Below are 20,431 nucleotides of genomic sequence, written 5' to 3' on the forward strand. Positions count from 1 at the left end.
AGGGTAAATAAATAGTTTGTTATTTTTGATGGGCAGTCATCGTTATTATAGTTGCTATTATTGCTTAAATAGCTTTATTAGCACCCTATTGATTAATAAACTAGATAGACGAAAGCATAGTCACTACGATATTTACAAATTTAAAACAAGCATCTAGCTTTTCATTGCTAAAGTACGTGTAATTTGTAAACAAACACCATTCTCTTGCGTGCAAGCTAGCAAAAATTTGCTTGTGATTACCCACTATCTAAGGTTTTTTACATGAAACACTCGCACCTTTTCCTCGCTATTAGTTTAGCTGTATCCGGGCTGTTTATTGCAGGCTGTGATAAAAAAGACGACGAAGCAAACGCTGCAGCTGCTCAGCAACAGATGCCACCTGCAGTTGTGAATGTTATGCCCGTCCAATTCCAAACTGTGCCTTTGGTTCACGAGTTTTCTGGTCGCACAGCCGCCTATGAGGTAGCTGATATCAGACCTCAGGTGACAGGCGTTGTGGACGAAATCCTTTATCCACAAGGTCGCATGGTTCAAAAAGGTCAGCCTCTTTATAGAATCAGCCCTGAAAACTATCAATCTAGCCAAGGCGCAAACGTAGCTGCAGTACAGCAAGCAGAAGCAAATGTTCAAACCGCTAAAGCAAGCTACAACAATGCTGTTGCTAATATAGAATCACAAAAAGCGCTACTTGAACAAGCTCAAGCAGATGTACAGCGTCTTAAGCCGTTAGTGGCTCAGCAAGCTATCTCTGCACAGCAATACGAACAAGCAGTTACCCAACTAAAGACTGCTCAAGCAGGTCTTAACAGTGCTCAGGCAGCAGCGCAGCAAGCCCAAGCAAATATTGCCAGTTCACAAGCCGCTGTAAATACTGCCAAAGCTCAACTATCAGGTACTCAGTTAGATCTTAATCGTACCATCGTAAGAGCCCCAATCTCTGGTATTTCAGAGCGCTCTAACGTAACTGCCGGTGCATTAGTCAATGCTAACCAAGCCAATCCAATGGTTACTATCTCTAGAATTAACCCTATTTATGTAGATATCAGCCAATCTTCTTCTGAGTTATTAAAATTAAAACAGCAACAAGCCAGTGGTGCGCTTCAAGCAGGCAACAATACTGTTGAGTTGGTATTAGAAGATGGTAGCACCTACCCTGTCAAAGGTCAGATGTCTTTAGCAGAGGCTAAAGTTGATCAAGATACTGGCGCGGTGACTCTACGAGCTATTTTCAAAAATGATAACTATATGTTACTGCCAGGCATGTATGTTAAAGCGCGTCTGGTTCAAGGCTTAATTAATAATGCTGTTTTATTGCCTCAAAGTGCATTAATTCGTACGCCTAAAGGTGAAACTCAAGTTTATATCGTTGACCAAAACAACAAAATCCAGGTTCGTGATGTGACCGTAAACGGTACTTATAACGGCAACTGGGTTGTCACTGACGGCCTGCAAGCAGGTGAGAACATCGTTGTGGTAGGTGGCTCTAAAGTGAGCCCAGAGCAAGAGGTGGTTAGTAAGCCTTATCAAGCAGAAGGCACTACTCCAAAACAAGGTGCAGCCCAAACACAAGGTCCTGTAGCCAATAAATCTGGGGCTCCAAAAGGCCCAGTAGCGCCTCAGAAGCAACAAACGGCTGAGACAAACGCTGCAAAATAATTCAAAAATAGGCAGACTAGGAAAATATCATGTCGAGATTTTTTATTAACCGCCCTATTTTTGCATGGGTAATATCAATTTTAATCATGCTACTGGGCATAATCGCGGTCATTAACTTACCAATTGAGCAGTACCCTCGTATTGCACCCCCAACAGTTAGTGTTAGTGCTTCTTATCCAGGTGCTAACGCGCAAACTGTTGAGGACACTGTTGTTCAGGTTATTGAACAGCGCATGAAAGGTCTTGATGGCTTAATGTACATGTCATCAACAAGCTCCTCAACTGGTAGCGGTTCGGTAAAACTAACTTTTGAAAACGGTACTGATCCTGATACTGCACAAGTTCAAGTTCAAAACAAATTGCAGTCAGCAATGAGTTCGTTACCTGAGCCTGTACAGCGTCAAGGGGTTGACGTTACTAAGTCTTCAAGTAGCTTCTTGATGGTTCAAGGCTTCATCTCAGAAGACAACTCTATGGACAGTATAGATATTTCGGACTATGTGGCTTCTAATATTGTTGACCAGATTAGCCGTGTCGAAGGGGTTGGTGAAGTACAGTTATTCGGTTCATCTTATGCGATGCGAGTGTGGTTAGACCCTGCCCGTTTACGCAGCTTTAACTTAGTTCCAGGCGATGTTGTCAATGCTATTCGTGCCCAAAACGCACAAGTCTCAGCAGGACAATTAGGACAAGCTCCTGCTGCTGAAGACAGACAGGTCATCAATGCTACAGTAACCGTACAATCTTATTTACAAACGCCTGAAGAATTCAGAAATATTCTGTTAAAAACCGATAGCACTGGGGCTCAAGTTCGTATAGAAGATGTGGCTGACGTTGAAATTGGTCGTGAAAACTACAGTATTAGAGCTCTTTATAATGGCAAGCCGTCATCAGGTATTGGTATTTCATTAGCACCAGGTTCAAACGCGCTAGAAACCAGACAGTTGGTTGAAGAGCGTATGGCTGAGCTTGAAGCTAACTTCCCTCCAGGGCTAGTCTCTGTAGTTCCTTACGATACTACTCCATTCGTTAAGCTATCTATTAAGCAAGTTGTTAAGACTCTAGTCGAAGCCATTATCTTAGTATTCTTGGTGATGTTCTTATTCTTGCAGAATTGGCGTGCAACGGTTATTCCAACACTAGCCGTACCAGTAGTTCTGTTAGGAACCTTTGCGGTGCTATATGTCGCTGGCTTTAGTGTTAACGTACTGACGATGTTCGCCATGGTACTGTCCATTGGTCTACTGGTGGACGACGCCATTGTTGTTGTCGAAAACGTCGAGCGTATCTTAGAAGAAGATCCGCACATCTCTATTAAAGACGCTACCATTCAGTCAATGGGCGAAATTAGTAAGGTGGTTATTGGTATTGCCTTGATTTTATCAGCGGTATTCGTACCTATGGCCTTCTTTGGTGGATCAACAGGGGTTATTTACCGTCAGTTCTCGATCACCCTAATTACCAGTATGGTACTGTCTGCGATAGTTGCTTTGATTTTTACACCAGCACTATGTGTGACCTTACTTAAACGCCAAAAGAATCATGGTGAAGAGAAAAAAGGCTTCTTCGGTTGGTTTAACCGTACTTTTGAAAAAGTTAGCCGTTCTTATGAAGGTATCATTGGTAAGAGTGTTAACCATAAATTGTTATATGCTTTAGGCTATGCAGCAATTGTCGGCCTTATGGCGGTAATATTTATGCGTATCCCAGGATCTTTCTTACCAGAAGAAGACCAGGGTATTATGGTGACTCTAGTTCAATTGCCTTCAGGGGCATCTTTAGATGATACTCAGGCTGTACTAGATAAAGTATCCAATTATTATGATTCTGAAGAAACAGATAACATAGAGTCGGTATTTACTATTGCTGGCTTCAGTTTCGCAGGTCCTGGACAGAACATGGGTCTGGCATTCATTCGCTTGTCTGACTGGGATGGCCGGGTAGGTGAAGAGAATACAGCGCAAGCAGTAGCTGCACGAGCCATGGGCTATTTCGCTACCCAGATCAATGAAGCACAAGTTTATGCCATCGTTCCGCCTGCTATTACTGAGCTAGGTAACGCCAGTGGTTTCGACCTAATGCTGCAGGATGTAGGCAATATCGGACATGACGGGCTAACCGCCGCTCGTAACCAATTATTGGGTATGGCTAGCCAAAGCGACCAAGTTACTGGGGTTCGTCCTAACGGCCAAGAAGATGCTCCTCAATTGAAAGTTAATATCAATCAAGAACAAGCAGCGGCTTATGGCCTACCTTTGTCTTCCATCAACAGTGTAATCTCTACTGCTTGGGGTTCAGCTTACGTAAATGACTTCGTGGACAGAGGTCGTATTAAGCGTGTGTTCGTACAAGGTGAGGCTGATAGCCGCACCAACCCTGAAGACATCAATAAATGGTATGTTCGTAACGATCAGGGTGACATGATTTCATTCGATGCTTTCTCAGATAGCGAATGGCAACACGGTTCACCTCGTTTAACTCGTTATAACAGTTTCCCCTCGATGAACATTCAGGGTAACGCTGCTCCCGGACTAAGTACCGGTGAAGCTATGACCGCTATGGAACAAATGATAGAGCAGCTTCCAGAAGGTGTTGGCTATGAGTGGACAGGTATGTCTCTAGAAGAGAAAAAATCAGGGGCACAAGCGCCAATGTTATATGCCCTATCCATCTTAGTAGTCTTCTTATGTCTAGCTGCGTTATATGAAAGCTGGTCTGTGCCCTTTTCGGTTATTTTAGTGATACCATTAGGAGTGTTAGGGGCTGTCTTATTTACCTGGTTACGAGACTTTGCAAACGATATTTATTTGCAAGTGGGTCTATTAACCATCGTAGGTCTGTCAGCTAAGAACGCTATTTTGATTATTGAGTTCGCTAAAGAACACCAAGAATCTGGAATGTCCTTGAAGGATTCGGTTATGATTGCTGCTCGTCAGCGTCTGCGTCCAATTATCATGACTTCATTGGCATTTGGTTTAGGGGTATTACCACTGTACCTAGCAACTGGTCCAGGCGCAGGAAGTCAGAACGCCATTGGTACCAGTGTTGTAGGTGGTGTGGTTACCGCAACTTTCTTAGGTATTTTCTTTATCCCTATGTTCTATGTATGGGTACGTACTATATTTAAGTACAAAGGGGATGGTACCAATAATGGTTCTGGTAATGGTGTTCAAACTCAGTCTAATCCTGCATTAGCGACTACTGACACCAGCACTACCTCTACCCCAGCCAATTTTGGAGACAACACTCAATGACGACATCTGTAAAATCAAATATAATTCTTAAAAGTCGAGCTGTGAGTGCATTTGCTATGAATACATCTAATAAGTGGACACGGTTATTTGGTTTATCTGCTTTGACAGTCGCTATTAGCGCCTGTCAGACAGTGCCAACTGCCGATACAAGTCCGGTGGTTGCTCGTCCTAATATTCCTCTTTTACCAGGAGAGAATTACGAGCTTTATGGAAATAACCAAGTACCGTCAAGTCTTGCCGCCGTACGTTGGCAAAGTTTTTATACCGATCCTAAGCTAAAAGCGCTTATTCAAATGGGTCTGGATAACAATAAAGACGTTAAGCAAGCGGTTTTAGCCATCCAAAAAGCTCAAGCTCAATACCGCATTACTGATAGTAATAATGCGCCTAACGTTGGTCTAAACGGTGAGTACTCTCGTGGTGCAAATAATGCTGTCGACCGTAACCCTAGTGACAACTATAGTGTTGGTCTTGGTATGGCTGCCTATGAGCTTGATTTCTGGGGCAAGATTGCTAACTTAAAAGAGCAAGCGCTACAAAACTATCTAAGCACCACAGCAGCTCGAGATACCGCTCAAGTCAGCTTGATTGCTAATATTGCTAAGAGTTATGTCAACCTAAGCTATCAGCAAAAGCAGCTAGAGCTTGCGATAAGTACGCTACAAACTCGTGAAGAGTCGCTACGTATTACCAAAGCTCGCTTAGAAGCAGGTATTGACTCCAAAGCACCTTCCCTACAAGCAGCGGCTTCTGCTGAAACCGCTCGCATTGCTGCACTAAATGCTCAAAGTGGGGTGTTGAGAGCTAAAAACGCTCTTAAATATCTGGTTGGTGCTCCCATCACAGATGATATGTTGCCAGATCCTGCGGTACCTAATATCGCTTCAAATCAAGTATTAAGTGCCGGCTTGCCTAGTGATCTATTACGCTACCGTCCTGATGTACTTCAAGCTGAATACAACTTAAAAGCAGCAGGTGCCAACATTGAAGTAGCTCGTGCGGCTTATTACCCATCAATTAGCTTGACGGGTAATCTAGGTTATAGAAGTAATGACCTATCTGATTTGTTCAAGAGCGGTGCTGCTAGTTGGTCATTTGGACCCTCTATCAATTTACCTTTATTTGATGCCGGTCAACGTGATGCCAACTATGAAGTGGCTCAAATTGAGCGTGATCAAGCTGTCGCTAATTACGAAAGCACCGTTGAAGCTGCCTTTAAAGAGGTGAATGATGTGCTGGCTGATCGAGCAACACTAGATCAAAGAACTCAGGCTGAATACCGCCTACAAGAGAACTATCAAGGTCTATTTGATATCTCTGAAGCGCGCTTTAAAGCTCAGGTTGATGATTATCTTGCAGTGCTTGATGCCCAGCGCTCACTGTTCTCAACTCAGCAGTCTATCCTGAATCTAGAACAAGAGCGTCTCAATAACCAAATTGAGCTGTACCAAGTGTTGGGCGGCGGGGCGAATTTAGGTCCTGTTGCTGTTCCTACCTCAAAGTATCGCAACTTAGTGAACGTCTTTGACAATCAATCCGATAAGCAAAAAGCAGTACAAGCTATTGAGTCTAGCCGCGGACCCGCTATCGTAACTCCTGAACAAGCTTATGCGATTGAGGCTACTAAGCCTGTTAAAGTAGTGAAACAAAAAGAGCTGACTCCAGTTGATATCAATAATAACAACAACGCAGATGCTTACATCTCTGTTGTTGAGACCTCGACCCACCCTGCTGGCTCTAAAGTTGTAGACACCAAAGACGGCGCTAAGGTGGTTCAGCCTTAAGTTTAAGAGTTATCTGTTCACAATTAAATAAACCCCATAAGTTACCTTATGGGGTTTATTTTATGACACTGAAGTTAGGTAGCGCTAGTTAACTTAGCTAAAGTGATCAATCAGGTAAGTCGTGCCGGATATGATCTGGACTTAAACCAAAAGAGAACACAAAGGTAGCTACCAAGCTGTTAACAATAACGAAAGCCACATCTAACCCTTCATGCCCTAGCACAAACTTACCTAATAAAGCAGATATCACCAGCATAATCCCAAAAAATATTGCCAAATAAATTTTAATTTTAGGATGTGACAGGCTATAAGGCTGCTCAGGCTTTGGTCCTTTTTCTAACACATACAGACGAACTGCCCAGCCTGCTGCATAAGCTAAGGCCCCCATTAATAAATAATTCAAAAAACCCATTTTTTTATTCCTAATTGCCTAGTACCTAAAGACTAAATTTCTATGCTGGTAATGGTTTAATGTTGCTTGTACTTTAAGCAAATCTCTACTTTGCTATAAAGGTCTCTACTTTGCCCTAAAGCAAAAGCAGTTTAACTGTTAACCTTGCCTGCAGGCTTAATCACGATATTACCCACACCGTCCTGACTTTGATGCGGATTGTCTAATAGCACATCGGCTGGGGTGTCATCGCATTCAACTTTATAAATGGTATTGGACCCTTGTAAGATATAGCCAAGATATGGGCTGTCTAACGTAGGATCAATGTTGACATAAGCTTGCTTAACTTGAGCAACAACGAATACTCGATCTGGTCGACCGATTACCCCTTCAACATTTTTTTTATCAATTGAAAAGTATTTTGATACTTTATCAATAGCGATAGGCTCTAAAGGCTCTGGGTCATCCCACACTCTATTGGCAGATTTTGGCTCTTTCATCTGCATCACTAAGCCTTGTGCCTGCTGACTGACTTTAATCTGTGGTGGCTCATCTTTACTTACGGTATAGCAGCCTGAAAACATGTCAGCATGGTGCTTAATGCTTAGTTCAGAGTTTAAAGTCTCAGCGGAGGTTTCAGCACTCACTTCAGAGTCGGCTGTCTCAGACTTATCACAAGCCGTTACTAATAAGGCTACCCCTGATAGGAGTATGGTCGAATAAATTTTTGATAGATTTAATGGTTTCAAAGCAAAGTTCCGGTAGCTCAATATAATTATCGGTATTTTAGCAAACTTGCTGTCACTGTTGTGACTATTGGCAAATATATTAAAGAGGCAAACTCAAATAAGTAGGTCATATTTGCTATACTAGGGGCTAACTATTTATGTCCTGTTTTAGCCAATGCGAGTCGCTATGTCCGTTCTTAATCCGAAGCCCAATACCACTATTGCTTTCACTGATGGTGCCTGTAAAGGAAACCCTGGTCCTGGAGGTTGGGGGGCGCTATTAGTGCTTAGTGATGGCCGTCAAATTGAATATTTTGGCGGTGAAGCTCATACCACCAACAACCAAATGGAGTTGATGGGAGCGATTATGGCTTTAGAAAATAGCCCTCATGATCAGCACCTAGAGATTTGGACCGACTCAAGCTACGTAAAAAATGGCATTACCTCTTGGATTCAAGGTTGGAAAAATAAGGGCTGGAAGACCTCTGGTAATAAACCAGTAAAAAACCAAGAGCTGTGGCAACGTCTAGATGCTCTACAAGCCAGCCGTGATGTTAGCTGGCACTGGGTGAAAGGCCATGCCGGTCATGAAGGCAACGAAAAGGCAGATGAATTGGCCAACCGTGGCATTTTATCTTCCTCTAATTCCATTACCTCTAATCCTAATGACAGCGATGAGCTTAAAAAAAAACTGAATAATTCACAAAGCTTAGTTGCTCCTGAGGCGCAAACACCAACCTCTCCCCTTTTTGATGAGCAAAATGATCATCCAAATATCACCACGAGATCCCCAAGTAATATGATTAACTCAGAAAATAACGACTTTCAAAACAACAATGACTGGATTAAAGATGATCCCCTAGGTTTTGATGAAATGTCTCCTGAAGAAGAGGCGGCTCTAGCAGCGCAGTTTGGTAATCCTCAAGCCCACTCGCCTGCAGCAGAGTCTTTGCCGCATGACTCAGCAGCAGACTTACAGAATATTGGTGAGACAGCACAAGCCTCTCATGAACAGCCAAGTGAGGCACAAGAAGTTGAGTTTGATGGCGACACCAGTCGTGCCAACCCTCACTTCAAGCCGCTATTGCCTGAGCCTGTTAATAGAGGACAAAGTGGCCGTCAGTTGATTATGGATACCGAGACCACAGGTCTAGACGCTCTAAAAGGCGACAGAATCATTGAGGTGGGTATCATCGAGCTGGTAAACCGCAAATTTACTGGTGAGAAGCTGCACGTCTATATCAACCCTGAGCGTGGTATGGATGAAGAGGTTATAAGAGTTCACGGTATCTCAGAGGCCTTCTTAGCAGACAAACCTAAATTTAAAGAAGTGGCCAAGCCTCTTTATGAATTTATGCTTGGGGCGGAAGTTATTGCTCATAACGCACCATTTGATATCAGTTTCTTATCAATGGAGTTTGACAAAGTTGGACTAACAGACTTTGCTGAGAAGATTACCGTTACTGACTCCTTGGTAATGGCCAAACAGCAGTATCCGGGGCAAAAGAACACTCTAGACGCTTTAGTACGTCGTCTTAACGTGGGTAAAATGGACCGTACCTTCCACGGGGCTTTACTAGACTCGGAAATTCTGGCTGAAGTTTATCTGGCAATGACAGGGGGTCAGGTAGCCCTAGCTATCGATGAAGATACCCAGGCTGAAGGTGAAGGTTCACACGCTGACTTTAGCCACCTAGCTGCACAGATATTAACGGCAAAAACCCAGATCAGCGATCATGTAAGCTGGGTTGCCAAACTACTTAAGAAGCACCCAAAGCTTGCTGAAACCCAAGGTGTGGGCTGCTTTTATAGCCTCGATGACGCCACAAAAGCGAAAAACCTGCTGTTTCAAAAATCCATAATAGACCAACAGCTACAAGCCAGTCGCCTAAACGTAGACCCTATCTTGGCCAATAATTTATTTATTGGATCCTAGTTTGCGGGATATCTAAGCGTTAAAGCATTAAATAAATCATTTATACCGCCCACTCCCAGCTGAGCATAAGCAGTCGACCATTAACTAATGGCTGGTAAGGTATTACAATACTTATTTAGTCAGTGCCACTCGGACTGACTTTGAAGTTATTCAATTGCTATTTATTATGAGGTACTCGTGAGCACTGACCGATTAGACGCCCTACCTATCCTATTTAATCGCTTTGGGCTTGAGCGCCTGACACAGACTCAACGTCAAAAAATTGCCACGGTTGATGCGACTTTGCCTCAAACCCAATGTGGGCTATGCGACCACCCTGAGGGCTGCTTACCCTATGCCATTGCTATGGTGGTAGATAATGAGCCGCACAATAAATGTGTGCCTGGCGGTCAGCCGGTTAGTGACACTATTGCTGAAATACTAGACAGAGAGACTTTACAGGTTCGTGAGTCTGCTTGGCCGGTAGATCCTAATACCAGTCGTCCTACTGAAGTGCGGGCAGTGATACGAGAGGATGATTGCATTGGTTGTACGAAGTGCATCCCTGCCTGCCCGGTTGATGCCATTATTGGCACTGGCAAACACATGCACACCATCATCAGTGACTTATGCACTGGCTGTGAGCTGTGTCTACCCCCCTGCCCTGTAGACTGTATTGACCTTGTTGAAGTGCCTCGTGACCCTGCTACTGAAACGGCTGAATTTAGACAAAAAGAACAGGCTCACCTAAGATATCGCTATCACAATCATCTCAATCGCGTAGCAGAGCAAATGGCAGATAAAACCCATGCTAAGCCAGTGACCAGTGTCATTGAGACCATGATAGGCAATGCTTCACACCAAAGCTTAAATATCGATGCCTCTAAAGCCAAAGCCACCATTGCTGGAGCCAAGCTACGCACCAAAATCAAAAAACTAGAGAAGCAGCTAAACGTACGTCCTAATCCAAGCAAACAAGCAGAATTGGACGACTTAAAGCAGCAGTTGGCCGAGCTTAGTAAATAAGGGTTAAGCAATCAATTGTGCTTTTTTCTATTTTCAATAGATAGAATAGATAGGTTAATTTGACGAGACATTAAATCAATATGAGTAAAGTTGTTAAACATAAAACAGCCCATACCCCTCCCTCAAGACGTCTGCCTAACCGTAACGTACGCCCCTTTTTTGAGAAGTTAGCGGCAGCCATTGATGAGCCGGTAACTGAGCTTGAATATAGCAGCAACTTTGAGCTGCTCATAGCGGTTATCTTATCGGCCCAAGCCACAGACGTCAGCGTCAACCTAGCTACCCGTAAGCTTTATGCAGTAGCCAATACCCCTGAAGCTATTTATGCCTTAGGAGAAGAGGGATTAAAAGAGTATATCAAGACCATAGGTCTGTTTAATTCAAAAGCCAAAAACGTCATTAAAGCTTGTAAAGACTTAATTGAGAAGCATGACAGCCAAGTGCCAGATAACCGTAAAGACTTAGAGGCGCTGGCAGGTGTGGGCCGAAAAACAGCGAATGTAGTCCTAAATACAGCTTTTGGTCATCCGACCATGGCCGTAGACACCCATATATTTCGTGTTAGCAACCGTACTGGCTTGGCCACTGGCAAAACTGTGCTTGCTGTAGAACAAAAATTATTGGAGCGGGTTCCTGAAGATTATCTTCTCGATGCCCACCACTATCTTATTTTGCATGGGCGCTATACCTGTCAAGCGCGCACTCCAAAATGTGGGGCCTGTCCGGTCTATGAAGAGTGCATGTTTAAAGACAAACAGGCTTTCGCCGAATTATAATAAGCATCACCTTCCCTTAAATAGCTGTTATATAGCAGATTACCCTTACAATGGCGTCAAGTCACTAGAGTTTTCAGTGAGTTAAGGGTAAAATAGGCTATTTAAATTTTTATGATTATCTTGTTTGATTTTACCATCATACCGTAATGACTTTTAAAACGTCATTGCCGTGCTAAAATCTCAATTCCTGAATCCAAGCTCCTGAATCCTGAATATAAGTGACTCTCCTACTATGCATGACTATCAACTTTTTACCTCAGAATCTGTAAGTGAAGGCCATCCTGATAAAATGGCAGATCAAATTTCAGATGCTTTGCTTGATGCAATTATGCGTGAAGACTTACACGCCCGGGTGGCCTGTGAAACCTTAGTTAAAACAGGGGCAGTAGTTTTAGCTGGTGAAATCTCAACCACTGCCAATATCGACATCGAACGCATTGTTCGTGAGACAGTTAATGAAATTGGGTATAACCATTCAGATTTAGGTTTCGATGGCAATACCTGTGCGGTTATCAATATGATTGGTAAACAATCTCCCGAAATCGCTCAAGGGGTTGACCGTCAAAACCCAGAAGACCAAGGTGCTGGCGACCAAGGTCTAATGTTTGGTTATGCTAGCAATGAAACCGAAGTATTGATGCCCGCACCTATTGAATATGCGCACCGCTTAATGGAACGTCAGTCTATGTTACGTCGTTCTGGGGAGCTACCTTGGTTACGCCCTGATGCCAAAGCTCAAGTTACTCTAAAATATGCCAATGGCATCCCTTCAGCCATTGATGCGGTAGTGCTATCTACCCAACATGATCCAGATGTATCTCAAGCTGATTTGCATGAAGCGGTGATGGAGAGCATTATCAAGCAAGTTATCCCAGCTGAGCTACTGCACAAAGATACTCGCTATCACATCAACCCAACCGGTAAATTTGTTATCGGTGGTCCTGTGGGTGATGCCGGCTTAACTGGCCGTAAAATTATTGTCGATACTTACGGTGGTATGGCCCGTCATGGTGGCGGCGCATTCAGTGGTAAAGACCCCTCAAAAGTTGACCGCAGTGCCGCTTATGCAGGTCGTTATGTGGCAAAGAATATCGTTGCAGCCGGTCTTGCTGAGCGCTGTGAAGTTCAGATCAGTTACGCCATTGGGGTTGCTGAACCGACCTCCATTGCAGTGAACACTTTTGGTACTGCTAAAGTGAGCCGCGAAGTTATTATTGAGCTAATCCGCACTCATTTTGACCTACGTCCTTATGGCATTACTCATATGCTAAATCTGCTACAGCCTATGTATCAGCAAACCGCTACTTATGGCCACTTTGGTCGCGAAGGTAGCGAAACGGCCTTCACTTGGGAAAAAACAGACAAAGCAGATTTATTAAGAGCAGACGCTAATATCTAAAGATATATAAATAAAGCACCCATAGTCGCAAGCTTGGGTGCTGTATTTAATCCATTTAATTAATAAAGTTAAAGTTGATCATTATGACCGATACCCCTAACAACAACGAAGCTCCTAAGCTATCAAAAGATATTGAAGCTTTCTACAAACGTGCTGATGCCATTATTGGGCTTGCCAACAGTCAGTTGGGCCCAGAAGCGCACTCAGGCCAAGTGGGTGCTTCATTATTGTATGCTGCCGCTCGTTATAGTGCCTCAGTGGCTTCTATTGGCTTCGTCAAAGGCAGTGATTTGGCAGCAGAAAAAAATGAAATCATTGAGTTTTATACCAAGCAGTATCGTCAAATGTTGAGTGATAACTTAGACGATTATGCAGATAACTTTGATAAGTATGTGCAAACTGGTGCAGAACAAAAATAGACGCTTTTATCTAATTTAAATAAAAGCAATATTTTGAATACAAGATATATAAATAGCTTACCTTAGGTAGGCTATTTTTTTTGCTAAGATAGAAGCTTAAAATAACTCGAGACTCAATTAGGATGAGGTATCACTATGACGGCATTCACTCAAAAAAGACGCCATAAGCTATTCGATTTTTCGAAAATTATGGCTTTATCTATTACCACAGGTTTACTAGTTACAGGCTGTGTGACTGCAGAAGATTCTAACTCAGCCCCTCATAGCCAGACGCCTGCCTCCATTAGTGCTCCTGATTCTCATCACTCCGACAACAGCACTAAAGCATCACAGTGTGGCCCTTTTACTCCTGATAAAGAACAAACCATGTGTACCATGCAATATGACCCAGTATGTGTCAAACACAAAGCGGCTAATGGTCAAATCAGCTATAAGACTGCTGGCAACGCCTGTATGGCCTGTACTACTGCAACCGCTATTAGTTATACTCCAGGCGAATGTGGTACAGGACTGCCAACCAGATAGACTGACTAAATGGCTTGTCAAACTGCAAAGCTAATTTACTTTATCAGTACTAAAAAAGGCCAATTCGATGGAATTGGCCTTTTGTAATATATATAAATTAACGGATACTAATTCTATGATTTGGAGTTAATCGCCAGACACAATCTTCGGTGGTCCTTTTAATAACTCTTCATCAACGAATTCATCGGCCGTATTATGCTCAGCTGATTCCTCTGTAATAAATCTTTGCTGGGCACGATATAAGATAAGTCTATCACGGCTCAAGCCACGCATTAAGGAATACATCATCACCACTATTACCACCGCAAATGGGAAACCTGCAACAATAGCTGCAGCTTGTAGCGCCCCTAGCCCACCAGCGGCCAACAATATAGCGGCTACCAAACCTTGAGTCCCTGCCCAAAATAAACGCTGTATCTTAGGTGGATTCGTCTCCCCACCTGAAGTTAACATATCAATAACGAAGCTTGCTGAGTCCGATGACGTAACGAACCACAGTACAATCATAATGATAATCAGCATAGTGGTCGCTTGGGTGAATGGGTAAAACTCCATTAGTTTAAAAATGGCATTACCATAATCGTTTTGTACCACTTCGATAAAGCCTGGATTGCCCATCAGCTCCATATTAACCGCCACACCACCGAAGGTTGTGAACCAGAAAAACAAGATAGCCATGGGCACAAATAGTACCCCAAGTAAGAACTCACGGATAGTACGACCACGGCTAATACGAGCGATAAACACCCCTACAAATGGCGACCAACTAACCCACCATGCCCAGTAGAAAATAGTCCAAGCTGACTGCCAATCTGTCTTAGAATAAGCTTCATTCCAAAATGCCAGCTGTACAATATTTTGGATATAGTTACCAATATTTTCTACAAAGCTATCGATAATATATTGAGTAGGCCCCAATACAAAAGCAAAAGTTAATAACACCAAGGTGAGTAAGATATTAATATCACTTAAGCGCTTAATCCCTTTATCCAGACCCAGCATCAATGAGCCACAGGCCAGTAAGGTAATCATAGCGATTAGGATGATTTGTACTGTAATATTATTGGGTAGCGCAAAAAGACCCTCCAGACCTGAGTTGATCTGTAGTACTCCCAAGCCCAAAGTGGTAACTACCCCAAACATAGTACCGAATACTGCTAAGGTATCTACGGTATGTCCCCAACCGCCATTAATTCTTTTACCCAAAATAGGATATAAAGCGGAACGTATTGCCAAAGGCAAACCACGACGGAAATGGAAATAAGCCAAAGACAGGGCTACAAAAGCATAAATTGCCCAAGCATGTATCCCGTAATGTAAAAAAGAGATATTCATAGCTTGCTTAGCCGCTTCAACCGTCTCTTTTTCTCCTAAAGGCGGTGCCATGAAGTGATAAACAGGCTCGGCGGTACCCCAGTACATAATACCGATACCAATACCTGCGGAGAATAACATGCCTATCCATGAGGGTAAGCTATACTGTGGTGCTTCAGTCTGATGTCCAAGCCTAATATCTCCATATTTACTAAATATTAAATACAGACAGATCACTACAGCAGCATTCATCACCAGGATAAAGAACCACCCAAATCTGTGGGTAATAAAGCTTTGCATCTCAGTAAATAACGTATTCGCCATTTGCTGAAACAAGGCCCCAAATATAATAAAACCAACAATCAATACAACTGAGGCTATAAATACAGGCTTATTAACCTTTGGAAAAGGTCCTAGACGCCCAGTTTTTAAATCACTCATTTGTGTTTTTACCTATTAAAAAAGAGGTCACTGTAACAATGCTAAGCGGTTATAGCAATTTAAGTCACAGCTTTACATCAATAAGTTAACAAATGTTAATTGCATAATTGGTTTTTTTATGAAAAAAGCATCTTCCTCTAAATTTTATAAATTATTAAATAAAGCTAAAATATGTTTTGTTAATTAACATGAATCTATATGCAATGTACAAAATTCAGTAATAAAAAAAGGCCCAGTTATAAATACTGAGCCTTTTCTTTTTATTAAACTAGGTTAGTCAATTAGCTGCATTGCTTATTAATCTCAGCCAATAACCATTTACCATTTTTCTCATTAAAGAATGGGTTTAAGCTAGCAGGGTTTAGGTCAGGCAACTGACAAATGTCATTAACAATATCATTATGAGTAAATGCTTTGTCTAACCAACGTTTACTAGACTCTTGATCGCCTATTTTGGCATAGTCCATAGCCGTTAACAGCTCACTTAAAGCTAAATCCTCTACTTCCTCAGTTAAGAAAGTTTTAGCACTTTCAAGCAACTTTTCTTCATTAATGTCTTGATATCTAAGTGCAGTCAACTTTAATAACTTAGTAAAATACTCGCTTTCATCTCGCTGCAGCACCTTAAGCAAGGCTTCCTCGGTTTCATTCACGCTAAGCTTTTGTGCAGAGTTCTTATTAGTTTTAGTTTCATCGCTCAACTGCGTAGTCACTGCTTTTAACCACGGTAGAGATTCCACTGCTTTATCAAGTGACTGGCTAACTTTTCTATTATTAGCTTCAGCTTGCGCTAAGAAAATTAGGGTTTGATTTAATAACAGTTCTTTTTTCTTTGGTTGCTGCTTTAATTCAGTAGAATAATTCTGTAAATAATCAGTTAATTGACCCACAGTCGAGATTAAGGCTCTATTAATCATTAAGGTATTCACCATCGCATCCCCATCAGAAAATGCGATAGGCTCATTTAACCACTTAGTCCAAATATCATTAGCTTGTAGCCACAGCTGCACATCTTGCCCATCATTGCTAATCAAACCATGACGAACGTAACTAAAGAACAAGGCTTGCTGGGCATAAAGTAAATTAGATAATGCCTCTCTTTTATCAGCTTCAGACAAGTTAGTCTTATTTAATTCATTTTGAGCTGCTTCAACTTTTGCCTGATTCATTTGCTCAACTATTGATAAAGCTTGTTGCTTGCATTGCACTGATTCAGTTTGTGGAAGCTGATTGGCCAAATCTATGCGGCCAGTGTTTTTATTAAACAACTGCTCATAAGCTAACGCTTGGCTAGAGAACTTGTTGATTTCAGGTTCGATTAGTTTTTTATAATCATTGCTACAAGCCTGAATACTTTCTGCCCAATTCGTTGTATCTAAGCGACTGGCTGCTGTTGTCGCCTGCGCTTTGTTAGTCTCCGTCTCAATAGCAGGTTTACTATTTATATTGGAGGTTTCTGCAGGAAGGGTGCTACAAGCGGATGCAGCAAAGACAGTAGCTAGTAATACCATACTCAGTTTGGTCTTGTTAAAGGGGATGCCTAAAGTCATTATATATTCCTTACAGATTGGGCAGTGGTTTTTTAGAAAGCCTATAGTTAGAAAGCCTATAGATAGGCTAGTGAATCTCTTTTTACTTACAATCATAAATTGTAACATGACATGATAAACAAAGCGCACTGTCTAAGCAATATCCCTAATAATACAAGGGCATTTTGTTTTATTCTATAAAACAAAATTCTATAAAATATAACCCCACAAAATATGGCTTCATAAAACACAATTCCATAACATATGCTGCAAAACAAAAAACCCTTACCTACTGCTGTAGATAAGGGTTTAATTTTTAGATAAAGGTTTGGTTGGTAGATAAAGATAAGTAGTCCAGTAACAAGGATAATTTCAGCTACTTCGCTGTCACTTATCTACGCTTTTACTCTTTAGAAAAAACTAAGTTATCTTCTTCATCCACATCAACAACAATGGTATCACCTGCCACGAAGTCTCCTGATAGAAGTTTCAGTGACAATGGGTTCTCAATCTGCTGCTGGATAGCACGTTTAAGAGGACGTGCCCCATATACCGGATCATAGCCCACCGCTACTAGCATGTGCATAGCATCTGGTGACAACTTGATATCCATTTCACGCTCTTTGAGGCGATCACGCAGACGGTCTAACTGAATTTCAGCAATACCGGCCATCTGTGACATACCCAGTGGGTGGAATACCACAATCTCGTCAATACGGTTGACGAACTCAGGGCGGAAATGCTGACCCACAGATTCCATCACCGCTGATTTAATCTCTTCATAGTCATCTCCAGCCATCTCTTGGATCTTGTGTGATCCTAAGTTACTGGTCATGATGATAACTGTGTTTTTGAAGTCAACCACACGACCTTGTGAGTCGGTTAAGCGGCCATCATCCAATACTTGTAATAGAATGTTGAAGACATCTGGGTGTGCTTTTTCAACTTCATCAAACAAGATGACGCTATACGGCTTACGGCGAACCGCTTCTGTTAATACCCCACCTTCTTCATAGCCAACATAACCTGGAGGTGCACCTACCAAACGACTCACACTGTGCTTCTCCATGTACTCACTCATGTCAATACGCACCATGGCATCTTCGCTATCAAACAAGAAGTTGGCCAAAGATTTAGTCAACTCAGTCTTACCTACCCCTGTTGGACCTAGGAATAAGAATGAGCCTGAAGGACGGTTTGGATCAGATAGACCGGCACGGCTACGACGAACCGCGTTAGCTACTGACTGCACCGCTTCATCTTGACCTACCACGCGCTCATGTAGACGCTCCTCCATGGTCAACATTTTTTCACGCTCACCTTGTAGCATTCTATTGACCGGAATACCTGTCGCCGCAGCCACAACTTCAGCGATCTCGTTATCTGTTACTTTATTACGTAACAGCTTAATCTCATCACCTTCACCAGACTGCTGCTTGCGTTCAGCCAAATCAGACTCTGTGATGCGTTTTTCTAACTGCGGAATGGTCTCATACTGCAGCTTACTCATGGTTTCATAATCGCCTTCACGGCTAGCTTTGTCATAAGCAATACGTGCTTTGTCCAGCTCGTCTTTTAACTGTTGACTGCCTTTAACCAAAGCCTTTTCAGCTTGCCAGATTTCGTTAAGATCGGCGTATTCTTTTTCAAGCTCTTCGATTTGCTCATCAAGCACTCTGCGTTCTGCTTGCGCCCCAGCATCTTCTTCATTTTTTAGCACTTCACGTTGCATTTTTAATTGAATCAGACGGCTATCAAGCTTACCTAAAGCTTCAGGCTTACTGTCCATCTCCATACGCAGACGGCTTGCTGCCTCATCAACTAAGTCGATGGCTTTATCTGGCAGCTTACGATCGGTGATATAACGATGACTCATGCGGGCAGCGGCAATAATGGCACTGTCTTGAATGTCGACACCGTGGTGTAACTCATAGCGCTCTTTTAGACCACGTAAGATTGCAATAGTATCTTCAACGGTTGGCTCATCCACCATTACTTTTTGGAAACGGCGTTCAAGAGCAGCGTCTTTTTCAATATACTGACGGTACTCATCAAGGGTGGTTGCCCCCACACAGTGCAGTTCACCACGAGCTAGAGCTGGCTTTAACATGTTACCGGCATCCATAGCTCCGTCGGTTTTACCCGCTCCGACCATAGTGTGTAGCTCGTCGATGAATAAGATGACATTACCTTCTTGCTTCGCTAAGTCATTTAGAACGTTTTTTAAACGCTCTTCAAATTCACCACGATATTTAGCGCCGGCAATCAACGCTCCTAGATCTAGTGACAATACTTCTTTGTGACGTAAGCCTTCTGGCACATCGCCATTAACAATCTTCTGTGCTAAACCTTCAACAATGGCAGTTTTACCCACACCTGGCTCACCAATTAATACTGGGTTATTTTTGGTGCGGCGTGATAATACCTGAATGGTTCTACGGATCTCTTCATCACGGCCAATCACTGGGTCGAGTTTACCCATCTCAGCCTGTTCTGTAAGGTTTACAGTATATTTGTTTAATGCATCACGTTGGTCTTCAGCGTTTTGACTGTCCACGGTTTGTTCTCCCCGAAGTTGTTCAATAACGGCTTTTAATTTCTCTGCAGTAACCCCAGCTTCTTTAAAAATCTTCTTAGTATTGCCCTGTTCTGCCAAAATCAGCATTACCCACTCAGTGGCAATGTACTCATCTCCTGCTTTTTGAGCTTGACGATCCGCTAAGTTTAAAATACGAACCGAGTCTGTATTTAAATTAACCTCTCCAGTTGGGTTGGCGATGACTGCTTCGTTATCTAAGGCTTTAGCAACCCCATTCTTAAGAGCCGGAACGCTAGCCCCTGCCTGTTGGCACACTGAAATATTAGACTCATCTTCTAACAGTGCAGCCATGATATGAATAGGACTAATACTGGTATGGTCTCGACCAATAGCCAGACTTTGGGCTTGCTGTAAAGCAGCCTGTAACTTTTGGGTGAATTTTTCGAATCTCATTGAGTTATCCTTATAATAATTTATACTTTTTATATCTGTTTCTCTGAAGCAACTTTCAAGTACTGTTAGCTAAAAAACCACCCTAGCCTGGCACTCTTGTTTTGCTTGTTTCTGATATCTATATGCTACCTAAGCGATTTAATTCAAGTAATAATTCATAATATTTTTTACTGTCAATAGGATTGCATGACTGATAAGTAATTCTATATGGATAAACTTACATCGATAATCTATAAATAAAAAACCCGTACCAACGTGAATTCGTCAATACGGGCTTTATTG

Annotated in this window: 14 protein-coding genes; 9 read left to right on the forward strand and 5 right to left on the reverse strand. The window is 42.4% G+C overall.

Annotated features, from left to right (window positions below; all coding sequences use genetic code 11):
• The first annotated feature begins 261 nt into the window (after positions 1-261).
• Genes G561_RS0104510 through G561_RS13935 form a run of 3 tightly spaced genes read left to right on the forward strand, consistent with a single transcriptional unit; the run spans position 262 to position 6,694 of the window.
• Positions 262-1,656, forward strand: coding sequence for an efflux RND transporter periplasmic adaptor subunit (locus tag G561_RS0104510; protein WP_028858487.1), 1,395 nt, complete (start codon positions 262-264; stop codon positions 1,654-1,656).
• Positions 1,657-1,685: 29 nt separating this feature from the next.
• On the forward strand, positions 1,686-4,910 hold the full coding sequence (locus G561_RS0104515; RefSeq protein ID WP_028858488.1) for an efflux RND transporter permease subunit: 3,225 nt from the start codon (positions 1,686-1,688) through the stop codon (positions 4,908-4,910).
• A gap of 56 nt (positions 4,911-4,966) precedes the next feature.
• Entirely contained in the window at positions 4,967-6,694 is a 1,728-nt protein-coding gene (locus G561_RS13935; protein WP_227674027.1) for an efflux transporter outer membrane subunit, read from the forward strand.
• Positions 6,695-6,800: 106 nt separating this feature from the next.
• On the opposite strand, the gene G561_RS0104525 is transcribed toward G561_RS13935, so the two are convergent.
• Positions 6,801-7,106: a hypothetical protein gene (locus G561_RS0104525; protein WP_028858490.1), complete on the reverse strand. Its 306-nt coding sequence runs from the start codon at positions 7,104-7,106 to the stop codon at positions 6,801-6,803.
• Between the two features lie 131 nt (positions 7,107-7,237).
• A complete protein-coding gene (locus G561_RS0104530) occupies positions 7,238-7,834 on the reverse strand; it encodes a hypothetical protein (protein WP_028858491.1) in 597 nt (198 codons plus the stop codon).
• A 166-nt stretch (positions 7,835-8,000) separates the two neighbouring features.
• Between G561_RS0104530 and dnaQ the strand changes: the two genes are divergently transcribed.
• The 6 genes from dnaQ (at position 8,001) to G561_RS0104560 (ending at position 13,873) form a co-directional block, all read left to right on the forward strand.
• Positions 8,001-9,749 carry a DNA polymerase III subunit epsilon gene (gene dnaQ, locus G561_RS13940; protein ID WP_037031649.1) on the forward strand — a complete coding sequence of 583 codons (1,749 nt, stop codon included), beginning with the start codon at positions 8,001-8,003 and terminating at the stop codon, positions 9,747-9,749.
• A 177-nt stretch (positions 9,750-9,926) separates the two neighbouring features.
• The gene (locus G561_RS0104540) at positions 9,927-10,754 is read left to right on the forward strand and encodes an RnfABCDGE type electron transport complex subunit B (protein WP_028858492.1); all 828 of its coding nucleotides are present in this window, start codon (positions 9,927-9,929) and stop codon (positions 10,752-10,754) included.
• An 80-nt stretch (positions 10,755-10,834) separates the two neighbouring features.
• The gene (nth, locus tag G561_RS0104545) at positions 10,835-11,530 is read left to right on the forward strand and encodes an endonuclease III (RefSeq protein WP_028858493.1); all 696 of its coding nucleotides are present in this window, start codon (positions 10,835-10,837) and stop codon (positions 11,528-11,530) included.
• A gap of 232 nt (positions 11,531-11,762) precedes the next feature.
• Positions 11,763-12,929 carry a methionine adenosyltransferase gene (metK, locus tag G561_RS0104550; protein WP_028858494.1) on the forward strand — a complete coding sequence of 389 codons (1,167 nt, stop codon included), beginning with the start codon at positions 11,763-11,765 and terminating at the stop codon, positions 12,927-12,929.
• 83 nt (positions 12,930-13,012) lie between these two features.
• A complete protein-coding gene (locus G561_RS0104555; RefSeq protein ID WP_028858495.1) occupies positions 13,013-13,348 on the forward strand; it encodes a DUF3144 domain-containing protein in 336 nt (111 codons plus the stop codon).
• Between the two features lie 135 nt (positions 13,349-13,483).
• Complete coding sequence (locus G561_RS0104560; protein WP_051584363.1) at positions 13,484-13,873, forward strand: hypothetical protein; 390 nt, start codon at positions 13,484-13,486, stop codon at positions 13,871-13,873.
• Positions 13,874-13,999: 126 nt separating this feature from the next.
• On the opposite strand, the gene G561_RS0104565 is transcribed toward G561_RS0104560, so the two are convergent.
• The 3 genes from G561_RS0104565 to clpB form a co-directional block, all read right to left on the reverse strand.
• Positions 14,000-15,628 (reverse strand): BCCT family transporter, encoded by a 1,629-nt coding sequence (locus tag G561_RS0104565; RefSeq protein ID WP_028858497.1) that lies wholly within the window; start codon positions 15,626-15,628, stop codon positions 14,000-14,002.
• Positions 15,629-15,909: 281 nt separating this feature from the next.
• Positions 15,910-17,178 carry a hypothetical protein gene (locus G561_RS0104570; protein ID WP_028858498.1) on the reverse strand — a complete coding sequence of 423 codons (1,269 nt, stop codon included), beginning with the start codon at positions 17,176-17,178 and terminating at the stop codon, positions 15,910-15,912.
• 382 nt (positions 17,179-17,560) lie between these two features.
• Positions 17,561-20,149, reverse strand: a complete 2,589-nt coding sequence (gene clpB / locus G561_RS0104575) for an ATP-dependent chaperone ClpB (protein ID WP_028858499.1) — start codon at positions 20,147-20,149, stop codon at positions 17,561-17,563.
• Between the last annotated feature and the right edge of the window lie 282 nt (positions 20,150-20,431).

This window comes from Psychrobacter phenylpyruvicus DSM 7000 = NBRC 102152, from assembly GCF_000685805.1.
Classification (GTDB): domain Bacteria; phylum Pseudomonadota; class Gammaproteobacteria; order Pseudomonadales; family Moraxellaceae; genus Psychrobacter; species Psychrobacter phenylpyruvicus.

Coding starts and splice junctions, on each gene's coding strand:
- G561_RS0104515 (WP_028858488.1), top strand. CDS start 1,686: ATGTCGAGATTTTTTATTAACCGCCCTATTTTTGCATGGGTAATATCA.
- metK (WP_028858494.1), top strand. CDS start 11,763: ATGCATGACTATCAACTTTTTACCTCAGAATCTGTAAGTGAAGGCCAT.
- G561_RS0104525 (WP_028858490.1), bottom strand. CDS start 7,106: ATGGGTTTTTTGAATTATTTATTAATGGGGGCCTTAGCTTATGCAGCA.
- G561_RS0104560 (WP_051584363.1), top strand. CDS start 13,484: ATGACGGCATTCACTCAAAAAAGACGCCATAAGCTATTCGATTTTTCG.
- G561_RS0104565 (WP_028858497.1), bottom strand. CDS start 15,628: ATGAGTGATTTAAAAACTGGGCGTCTAGGACCTTTTCCAAAGGTTAAT.
- clpB (WP_028858499.1), bottom strand. CDS start 20,149: ATGAGATTCGAAAAATTCACCCAAAAGTTACAGGCTGCTTTACAGCAA.
- G561_RS0104510 (WP_028858487.1), top strand. CDS start 262: ATGAAACACTCGCACCTTTTCCTCGCTATTAGTTTAGCTGTATCCGGG.
- dnaQ (WP_037031649.1), top strand. CDS start 8,001: ATGTCCGTTCTTAATCCGAAGCCCAATACCACTATTGCTTTCACTGAT.
- G561_RS13935 (WP_227674027.1), top strand. CDS start 4,967: ATGAATACATCTAATAAGTGGACACGGTTATTTGGTTTATCTGCTTTG.
- nth (WP_028858493.1), top strand. CDS start 10,835: ATGAGTAAAGTTGTTAAACATAAAACAGCCCATACCCCTCCCTCAAGA.
- G561_RS0104555 (WP_028858495.1), top strand. CDS start 13,013: ATGACCGATACCCCTAACAACAACGAAGCTCCTAAGCTATCAAAAGAT.
- G561_RS0104570 (WP_028858498.1), bottom strand. CDS start 17,178: ATGACTTTAGGCATCCCCTTTAACAAGACCAAACTGAGTATGGTATTA.